Genomic DNA, 9346 nt, shown 5'->3' on the forward strand with positions numbered 1-9346 from the left:
TGTTACCGACTTAATCGCATGTTCCCTAGCAGGTAACGAATCTTCTAGGTCTTGCTTACCTACAACAAATGTTTGTGCATCTTCTTGCTTGTTTGTATCAGCATCAAAGATATATATTGATAAATCGTCTCGCTTAGCAAAACCGTCAATTAAACTATCTAACAAATCATTTGCTACATCTTCGTTGGTACACCCTTTTAAGTTTATCAACTGAATATTATTTTCACGGAGTGTGCAACCTGTATACTTATGGTAGAGCAACGGGATTAAAGCTTGCTCGGTATTACCTTCTACAACTAGGAATTTATTGAAAAATAAGAAGTCACTATTCATTACACCCAATGTATCGAAAATGTCGCCTACCTCCGCTATAGCTCCTATTTTGGTATAACTATTTTCAATTTTGAAAGTATTTATATCTTCTAGCTTAGAGGCATTAACGAAAATCGTACTATGAGTGCTAACCAATATTTGAAAATGTTGTTCCGATAATAAGCGAAGCGTGTTGATAAACTCTCTTTGAGCTCTTGGGTGCAAGTGCGTTTCGGGCTCATCAAAACACCAGACATACCTTTTATTGGTTTCTGATGCTTGTTCTGCTTGTAACCTAAGCAATGCAAACCAAATTTGCCGCTTTATGCCTTCGCCTTGGTTATCAATATGCACACTTTCTTCAGTACTGTCTTTACCTACAAACAAGTCTGTAAGTTGATTTTTTAACTCAAAGTTTACGCTGGCACTGATACTCTCAATGCTTGGAACTTCATTCTGAATACCCAGTTCTTCAAGTTTTTGGTTAATCTTTGCCTGTGCTCGCGTTCGTAGCATACCTGAAATTTTCTTTGCTCGAGTAACCTCTGCTTCGATAGAGTCAGATAAGATAGCATTAGCCGCCTTAGTTATACCCTCTAGTGACTCGTTCCAGCTTAAGTAAGCGTACTCTGGAAAAGCAGCTTGCAAGTCTTGCTTCCACTTTTTATGTTTAGCGTCATCGCTGAACTTAACAAACTTATACGAACAAGAAACTGTATTTAGTATCGAACGAATTTTTTCATAAATTGTGTAGCGTCCTTCACCATTATCATTAATGAGGTTCTCTTCCTCTGGATTATGAGTTGTCATAGCAGCATTGACTTGAGCTTGAGTCGAACTGTAAATGCTAGCTAAGTTTTGCTCATCCGGATGATCATGAGAGTAATATATTTCAGTTGTACCTGTATCTGCGTTTATAACCCTAGCTTTATAAAAATACCTACACTGGTCATCCATCAATCTTGCAGATTCCAGCACCCACTTTAGGTGGTTAGATATATCTTCAGCGTCTTTATCAAAATCTTCAACTTGAAACTTACCAATGCATACAATGAATTTTTGTTGATAATCTTCCGTTAGCTCAAATAGCTCAGGCAGACCTTGCTCACGTAAGTGAGCATTAATTTCAGTTTTAGTTAATGCAGTATGAGATAAGTCATTTTTCTCGGTTTTATCATTTGGAATAGACGCTGAAAAAGATTGCTCTAACAGCAGTCTTGCCGAATTCAATGATGTTGTTTTACCACAATCATTCTCTCCAATTAGCACTGTTGGAGAAGTCGACTTAATTTCAAGTGCCGTTTTTTTAGCACTTTTATAATTTATAGCAATGACTTCTCTGAGTAACATTTTATTTACATCCCTAGATCACTAAATTTAGATTTGCTCAAAATACAAGATTTAAATAGTGCAGATTCGCGTTTAGAAAACTATTTTCGGCTCATGATTTCTAACCATAAACTCTTATTTGTTGATCTTAGTAGGTTTTTCATGATTTTCCAGCCAATTTCGTGCTAAAGCCCGATCTACATCAAATGATGTTTGAATGTGGAGCTAAGCAAACACCAAAGACAAGATCAAACGATAGTGTCGAGCGTTGGCGTTTACATTGCTTCAATCACGCCCAAAGGTCAGGGTCAAAGCCCTTTTCCATGAAGGGTTGTTGTTTCCGATAGTAAGTTAGAGGAAAAGGGGTTCGACCCTTTGGGTTATTGAAGTACTTTCGATGCAAGTTTTATATTTTGCCATTAATTTTTAATTCACTCTGAAAATCTTCATAAGTCATTTCTGGCTCATTTACTCGTTCTGATATATCAGCAAGGTCTTCTTGATCTTCTCTCATAAGCAAACGAACCGCTTCATCAATTAGCTCTGAAACAGAAACATCCGATGATGCCGCTCGAATTTTTAACGCTTTGAGGGTATCTGGTTCAAAGTAAACGGTTGAACGCTTTGATAAATTACTCATTTTATCCCTCAACTTTTGTTATTAAGTCATAAGATTGTAACGCTATAACAATAAACCACCAAAGTAATAACCCCTCCCTCGCCCTCCCCTTGGAAGGCATAAGGGGAGGAAATAATTACGCTGTCGGGCTNAAATAATTACGCTGTCGGGCTGAAGCCTCGACCTACAAAAATCGTTAAATCAATAACTTACAAGGTTAATGTGGAGTAAGGCGAACGCCAAGAGTAAGATAAAATTGTTTAAGTAAGCTAAATAAAAGCTAGGATCAAAGATCTTTGGTTTGCACCCATAAAGAACGTCGCTTTTAACGACATTTTTTTGATTAGATAGGCGCTGCGCTTCCTTTTCTTAGTTCCTCAATGTGTCGCTTGGGCGATTGCCCAAAAAGACGAGCATATTCGCGACTGAAATGAGAAGGGCTTTCATAACCGACTTTGAATGCAGCGCTTGAAGCATCAAGACTATAATTCAGCATCAAGCGCTGTGCTTCATTTAGGCGTAGCCATTTCTGATACTGCAAAGGACTCATCGCTGTGTGTTCACGAAAGTGATGGTACAGAGTAGTACTACTCATTTGCACATAAGCAGCCAGCGCTTCAATATGCAAAGGTTTAGAGTAATGCTTTCTCAACCAGCCAATCGCTCTTGAAATTCTATGGGCCTGACTCCCAGTTGAGGCAATCTGCCAAAGCCGACCCGCTAGGTCGCTATTCAAAAGACGATAATGAATTTCTCTGATAATGAGTGGCGACAGCGTTGCAATAGCATCTGGCTCATCAAGCAAAGCCAACAAACGAGTAAAGGGCTCCAGTAAAGAGGGTGTAACTGTCCCTATCGCCGAGCTCCCACTAATAGAACTTTCATAAGGAGGAGGCATACCATTTTGAGAGATAATATCCGCCATAAGTAGCATATCGAGCTTGAGCATTAACCCTAAACAAGGACTCTCTGTACTGGCGTCTAGCACTTGTGAACTCGCTGGTAAATCCAGTGAGTTTAATAAAAAGTGCTGAGTATCATAAATAAAGCCTTGTTCCCCAACCAACAGCTGCTTAGTACCTTGAACGACAAAAAGAACACTTGCTTCAATCGTGCAAGGACAAGGTTCGGTTATCACTTCTCGTCGAAAAAAAGATAGGTTTTCTATTAATGTAGCGCAATCTTCCTGCCCTACTGTTTTTTCTTCGATCACCTTAGCTAAATCGTTTTGTATGCTGCTGATATCTCTATTCATGTCTTTGCTTCTAATGATGGAAATGCGTTGAGTTGTAAGGAGTTACTTCGAGAAATTATCTTTTCATAATAGTTGCAGCACTATCCTAGGTCACGTGAAATTCTGCTCTTCAGGACTATCAGGCAAGAATCAAGCAGGATCCTGCTAACCCCCAAATACCCAGAGCTGTAAAACTAGATGCTAATGACTGCTTTCAGAAAGACGATGCTTAATCACTCTTTGTGATCGACAACTGGTTTGCCTAACTTACTTATCTGGAGAATGACCATGGATAAACATACTGAAATTACAAATAATATGACTCAACAAGATGTTCCTGATGAAGGCCGTCGCAATATGATGAAATTAACAGGGGCAGGCATGGTGGCACTAGGCGTTGCCTCGCTAACCACAGGCAAAGCCTTTGCTTCGTCCATAAAACTAAATAATGACTGGGACAAAAAATTCGCCAAAAGTGACAAGGTTGATCATAAAAAAGTCACCTTCATAAACCGCTACGGCATTACTCTTGCTGCTGATCTTTACCAACCAAAAAATGCGTCTGGCAAATTACCAGCCATTGTCGTTGGTGGACCTTTCGGTGCGGTGAAAGAGCAATCCTCTGGTCTGTATGCTCAAATAATGGCAGAGCGTGGCTTCGTGACGCTGGCTTTTGATCCATCTTATACAGGAGAAAGTGGTGGTGAACCTCGCAACATTGCTTCTCCAGACATCAACACGGAAGATTTTAGCGCGGCGGTGGATTGTATTGGCATGCAAGCCAATGTGGATCGTGAACGTATCGGGATGATCGGCATTTGTGGTTGGGGTGGAATGGCATTAAATGCTGTCGCTGTCGATAAACGTGTCAAAGCAGTAGTAGCAAGCACTATGTATGATATGACTCGTGTCATGTCAAAAGGCTATAACGACAGTGTCACCCTTGAGCAACGCACACAGGGACTAGAACAGCTCAGCCAGCAACGTTGGCAAGATGCAGGTAAAGCGGCTCCAGCTTACCAAGCCCCGTACAATGTATTAAAAGGCGGCGAGCCGCAATTCATGGTCGATTACCATGATTACTACATGACACCTCGTGGCTACCACCCACGCGCGGTCAACTCTGGCAATGCTTGGTCACAGACGACACCATTATCCTTTATGAATATGCCTTTACTTACCTATATTTCAGAGATTTCTCCTCGTCCAGTTTTGTTCATCCATGGTGAAAAGGCGCACTCGCTTTATATGGGTAAAACAGCTTATGAAAATGCGGCTGAACCAAAAGAAATGATGATCATTCCTGGGGCAAGCCATGTTGATTTATATGATCAAGTGGATGTCATCCCATTCGACAAGCTAACAAGCTTCTTCGAGCAACACCTAGCCTAATCGGAATCAGGATAGTTAAAGTAACTTCTGCACCATGCGCGCTCTTTGAGCTCGCGTGGTGCTTTTTTTGTAAAAAACGAGGCGTAACAAAAATCTATGGCACTCACCACATCTGATACTCATGATGGAACATCAACAAACAAGGTCGATAACACGGCTCATTGGAGTGGCGTTTTTGCCATGTCGCTATGCGTATTTACGCTGATAACGTCCGAGTTTATGCCTGTTAGTCTGCTAACGCCCATTGCCAGCGACTTACAAATTACGGAGGGAATGGCAGGGCAAGGTATTGCAATTTCTGGCGCCTTTGCCGTACTAACCAGCCTTTTATTGCCTATGCTAATTGGCACTATGGACCGCAAAAAGTTAATGTTGATATTAACTGTCTTGATGGGAATATCAGGAAGCATTGTCGCGCTGGCTCCAAACTACCCAGCTTATATGCTTGGCCGTGCGCTCATCGGTGTGGTTATCGGCGGATTTTGGTCAATGTCAGCCGCCATGGCGATTCGGTTAGTTCCATCTAACAAGGTTCCTAAAGCTTTGGCTATTTTTAATGGCGGTAACGCACTAGCAACGGTAGTTGCCGCGCCATTAGGAAGTTATTTAGGTTCTATTGTAGGGTGGCGAGGTGCATTTTTAGCTATCATTCCTATCGCACTAATCACCTTAATGTGGCAGTGGATCGCATTACCGTCTATGAAGGGAAAGGTACGCGAACCAGGTTCAGGCAATATTCTCAAGGCGCTAAAAAGCCGTGCCGTTGCCTATGGTATGGCTGGATGTGGCGCCTTCTTTACGGGCCAGTTTGCCCTGTTTACCTATCTACGCCCTTTCCTTGAAACCGTTACGCAGACTAGCGTATCAACACTATCTCTTCTATTGCTCACCATTGGTTTTTCAGGATTTATCGGTACGCTAATCATTAGCTCAATTCTAAAACGCACGCTATACGGCCTACTTATTGGCATCCCAGTTTTTATGGCTGCCATTGCTCTAATACTGATACCAGCTGGAAGCTATGTGGTACCTGTCGCTTTACTGCTAGCAATGTGGGGACTGGTCGCCACTGCTGCACCTGTCGCTTGGTGGACTTGGTTAGCGGAAGCGATGCCAGATAATGCTGAAGCAGGCGGCGGTCTGATGGTTGCCGTGGTTCAATTATCCATAGCGTTAGGCTCAACAATAGGAGGCATACTCTTCGATGCAGATGGCTATCAAAGCACCTTTATTATCAGTGCCGCCGTACTATTGATCAGTGCAGTTTTGACTCTTCAAGCTTATCGCATACAAACGCAATAACAACCCTCCGGCATAACTAACTAAGAGACCACACTTATGAATAAAAAAATAAAGATCGACAAAGGGAATCTACACACCTTCGCGTGGATAGTGAGCAATCTACCCTTACAAAACCTAAAACAATTTGCCCTATCATTCGTGTTTTTACTGACACTGAATCATGCCTATGCAACGCAACCGACAACAGAATCGAGCACAACGCAAACCGCAGCCATCAAATCGGAGGAATCACGCATGTGGATCACCATCGGAGAACGTCGTTTCAGCGCGACGTTAGCGGCTACGGCAGCCGCAGAAGAATTCGCTTCAATGCTGCCATTAACCCTAAACATGGAAGATCTAAACCGTAACGAAAAACACACCGATTTACCCAAAAACCTGCCAATACATAAATATCAACCGAAAACCATCGAAAATGGAGACATTGTATTATGGGGTTCACGCACTCTAGTCGTCTTCTATAAAACCTTTAATACCTCCTATTCCTACACTCGCATTGGACGTATAGAAAATGCCACCGACTTACCACGAGCATTGGGGCATGGCAACGCGGTAATAACATTCTCAAAAGACTAACTCGATATGGACGGCCGAAAACTATTCCGTTAATCCCTTGATATGACGGGGTTCTAGAGATAAGTAGCTTGATAAAATGGTGCTTAATAAAATGCCTAAAAATCTACACTCTAACCTCTTCCATATCAGGATTATTCTTCAAATACGCTTTCCAAGACAAATCAATAACCTTCACCTCGGCCTCAATCCAGCGCTTGAACGTCATCACTTTCTGATACTTAAAATGCGGCGCAGGCGCGACAAGATAAAAGTCATACTGCGACTTCATATAAATAGGCAACGGGCAAATTAACTGCCCCTTCTCAATCAGCTCATACACCAAACCATAACGCATCATCGCCAAGCCTTGGCAAGACAGCAAGGCTTCCACCAACGACGTCGAATCCGCCACATGCAAATGTGACTTCATCGGCATATCGTAGAGATCCAAAAACCGCTGCAACACAGGCCACACATGACGAACATCTGGCCCAGTATCGGTAATAATCGGAATATTGACTAACTGCGCCTTAATTGGCTCGTCCAGCTTAATCATCGACGGATGGCAAACCAGCACCAAATGTTCCCTGAATAACAATTGCGATGTCAGCCCCGCATAGTCGCCACGACCTAAGCGAATACACAAATCCAAATCACTGTCCGCAAAAGTCGATAAATTAATACTCGGACTCAAGCGAAGGTTAATCTCCGGCTCTTGTGATTGAAACCCACCCAAACGCGACACCAGCCAACGACTCGAAAACGACGGCACCGAACTAATCACCAAAGTATTGGGGTTCGGATCTTCCGTAATACCTTTTACGCCTTCTTCTAATAAACCAAACGCCTTCTCAACGTATTCAAATAAATACTGCCCTTCCGATGTCAGCACCACTTGGCGAGTGTGTCGTTCAAACAACTCAACACTCAACGCCTGCTCCAAAGTTTTGATCTGCTGACTTACAGCCGCCTGCGTCACAAACAAAGACTCCGCCGCCTTCTTAAAGCTCAACGACTGCGCCGCATAACGAAACACCTGCAAAGATTTCAGCGGTGGTAAAGCTCGACTAGAAGACATGGGAAGCACCTTTTATAAGTAAGACTTTCTTAACTATAAAACACTTTTTCTCGTTTGTCGCACCGCAATTAAAAGCCGATTATTTGGACATAAAGCAAACAAACTCATTAACAGAAAAAGGATAGCGACATGAAAAACGGCACCTCAGAAGCCTTAAACAATCTAGAAAACAGCCAGCTAAACGTAAGCCAATGCTGCAAAAACACATTAGCTAAACTTAAAGCAAACATATGGAAACAACGCCTAGCTAAAATAGCGCACAATTGGCGTACAAGAAGCAAATTGAGCAGTTTAGACGACGCTCAACTAAAAGACCTCGGCCTCACCGCTGCGGATGTGGATCAAGAAGTGAGAAAGCCGGTTTGGAAGTGACTTTTGGAGGGTGGGATAAGGGGGCTTGAAGATAAAGTGTATTTTTCAAAAAGCTGAAGCACACGGTTATCTTTCCTAATTAATTTATTTTGAATGATTTATCACTTTTTTGATGGTAAGTTTTAATAAAGCCATGAAAAAAGGATGAGAAGGTGAAATTAGCAAATATACTATCAGCCGTTAACCAAGTCGAAAAATCAAAATTCATCAATTTCTTAGATCGTATTTGTAGTGAAGCAACTATTCATGATAAAGAACTAGCGAAGCGGATAAATAGTTTAGATGGTCAAATTAAAAATGCATCTAGTGGTGAGATCATTAAACTCTTTGAATTGGTTCTTCCTTATTTTGAAAAAAACGTAAAAGATCAGCTTGCTATGCTTGGGGCTCAGGCGGCTTTGCTCGTCAATATACTTAGTCGTGACGGAAATTGTATCGCTCGCTTATCTTGGATAGAAGCTCTATATACAAAAGAATGGAGCACTATAGATACCAAATCGAAAGAAGTTAAATCACTAATTTCAGAATCTTATTTAAGCGAAGAGCTTAACGAGTCAAAACGTTTAGAAATATACTTCTCATGTCTAAAAGAGGCTTACACAAACGATGAAAGAAATAATAGAGAAGCAAGAATAACAGATGATGAAAGAAGCATCCTAAATGTCTTATCTAAAAAATTAGATATTACTCAAGACAACAAATCTGCAGTCGAACATTTAGTAAATTCAATCCCTCAAGCAGGTGTTCAAGAGTGTCTTAACACTTTACGTGAGGTTGGACTTGTCTTTATCAGTAGAAAAAATCTTACAGTTTATATTGCTGATGAAATAGTAGCGATGTTAAACAGAATGCAAGGTAAAGAGCTAGCTGATAAACACTTATTACGGATCTTAAGAACACTAAGCGATTCTGAATTATCGAATATATTAAAATCTCACGGAAAGCGTATCAGAGGTAAAGAACGGATTGAAAAAATAAATGAAATTATTAAAATGGGTCTACTTACATCTCAAATACTAAAACAAGATATAAGTAATCCCGAAGCAAATATAAATGACCGAAAAGAACGTTTAAAAAATCTTATTTCTGATCTCGATTTAAGTTTAGATAAAATAGGGACAACACTAGGGAACGTGCGATTAAGTCAGATTAT

The 9346-nt window shown here is 41.3% G+C and carries 8 protein-coding genes and 1 pseudogene; 5 read left to right on the plus strand and 4 right to left on the minus strand.

Annotated features, from left to right (window positions below):
• The 3 genes from EBI00_RS15765 to EBI00_RS15775 all read right to left on the minus strand — a co-directional run.
• Positions 1–1662, minus strand: a 1662-nt coding sequence (locus tag EBI00_RS15765) for an AAA family ATPase (protein ID WP_148039084.1), incomplete at its 3' end; no start/stop codon positions are given.
• Positions 1663–2047: 385 nt separating this feature from the next.
• Positions 2048–2281, minus strand: coding sequence for a ribbon-helix-helix domain-containing protein (locus EBI00_RS15770; protein WP_123096892.1), 234 nt, complete (start codon positions 2279–2281; stop codon positions 2048–2050).
• A 322-nt stretch (positions 2282–2603) separates the two neighbouring features.
• Complete coding sequence (locus EBI00_RS15775) at positions 2604–3515, minus strand: AraC family transcriptional regulator (protein WP_123096893.1); 912 nt, start codon at positions 3513–3515, stop codon at positions 2604–2606.
• A gap of 267 nt (positions 3516–3782) precedes the next feature.
• Between EBI00_RS15775 and EBI00_RS15780 the strand changes: the two genes are divergently transcribed.
• From EBI00_RS15780 to EBI00_RS16100, 3 genes are all read left to right on the plus strand, one after another.
• On the plus strand, positions 3783–4886 hold the full coding sequence (locus tag EBI00_RS15780) for an alpha/beta hydrolase (protein ID WP_123096894.1): 1104 nt from the start codon (positions 3783–3785) through the stop codon (positions 4884–4886).
• A gap of 96 nt (positions 4887–4982) precedes the next feature.
• The gene (locus EBI00_RS15785; protein ID WP_123096895.1) at positions 4983–6188 is read left to right on the plus strand and encodes an MFS transporter; all 1206 of its coding nucleotides are present in this window, start codon (positions 4983–4985) and stop codon (positions 6186–6188) included.
• A 36-nt stretch (positions 6189–6224) separates the two neighbouring features.
• On the plus strand, positions 6225–6764 hold the full coding sequence (locus EBI00_RS16100) for a cyclophilin-like fold protein (protein ID WP_158600779.1): 540 nt from the start codon (positions 6225–6227) through the stop codon (positions 6762–6764).
• Positions 6765–6867: 103 nt separating this feature from the next.
• Here the strand turns inward: EBI00_RS16100 and EBI00_RS15795 are convergent, their stop codons facing one another.
• Entirely contained in the window at positions 6868–7821 is a 954-nt protein-coding gene (locus tag EBI00_RS15795; RefSeq protein WP_123096896.1) for a LysR substrate-binding domain-containing protein, read from the minus strand.
• Positions 7822–7950: 129 nt separating this feature from the next.
• Here EBI00_RS15795 and EBI00_RS15800 point away from each other — a divergent pair, with 129 nt between their 5' ends.
• Together EBI00_RS15800 and EBI00_RS15805 are read left to right on the plus strand one after the other, a co-directional pair.
• On the plus strand, positions 7951–8193 hold the full coding sequence (locus tag EBI00_RS15800; RefSeq protein ID WP_123096897.1) for a DUF1127 domain-containing protein: 243 nt from the start codon (positions 7951–7953) through the stop codon (positions 8191–8193).
• Between the two features lie 152 nt (positions 8194–8345).
• Positions 8346–9346, plus strand: a pseudogene (locus EBI00_RS15805) (hypothetical protein); the annotation flags it as partial.

Origin of the sequence: Marinomonas hwangdonensis, assembly GCF_003721245.1 — a bacterium.
Lineage (GTDB): Bacteria > Pseudomonadota > Gammaproteobacteria > Pseudomonadales > Marinomonadaceae > Marinomonas > Marinomonas hwangdonensis.

Bases quoted from the DNA above. Each gene is read 5' to 3' on its own strand.
- EBI00_RS15770 (WP_123096892.1), bottom strand. From the start codon at position 2,281: ATGAGTAATTTATCAAAGCGTTCAACCGTTTACTTTGAACCAGATACC.
- EBI00_RS15775 (WP_123096893.1), bottom strand. From the start codon at position 3,515: ATGAATAGAGATATCAGCAGCATACAAAACGATTTAGCTAAGGTGATC.
- EBI00_RS15780 (WP_123096894.1), top strand. From the start codon at position 3,783: ATGGATAAACATACTGAAATTACAAATAATATGACTCAACAAGATGTT.
- EBI00_RS15785 (WP_123096895.1), top strand. From the start codon at position 4,983: ATGGCACTCACCACATCTGATACTCATGATGGAACATCAACAAACAAG.
- EBI00_RS16100 (WP_158600779.1), top strand. From the start codon at position 6,225: ATGAATAAAAAAATAAAGATCGACAAAGGGAATCTACACACCTTCGCG.
- EBI00_RS15795 (WP_123096896.1), bottom strand. From the start codon at position 7,821: ATGTCTTCTAGTCGAGCTTTACCACCGCTGAAATCTTTGCAGGTGTTT.
- EBI00_RS15800 (WP_123096897.1), top strand. From the start codon at position 7,951: ATGAAAAACGGCACCTCAGAAGCCTTAAACAATCTAGAAAACAGCCAG.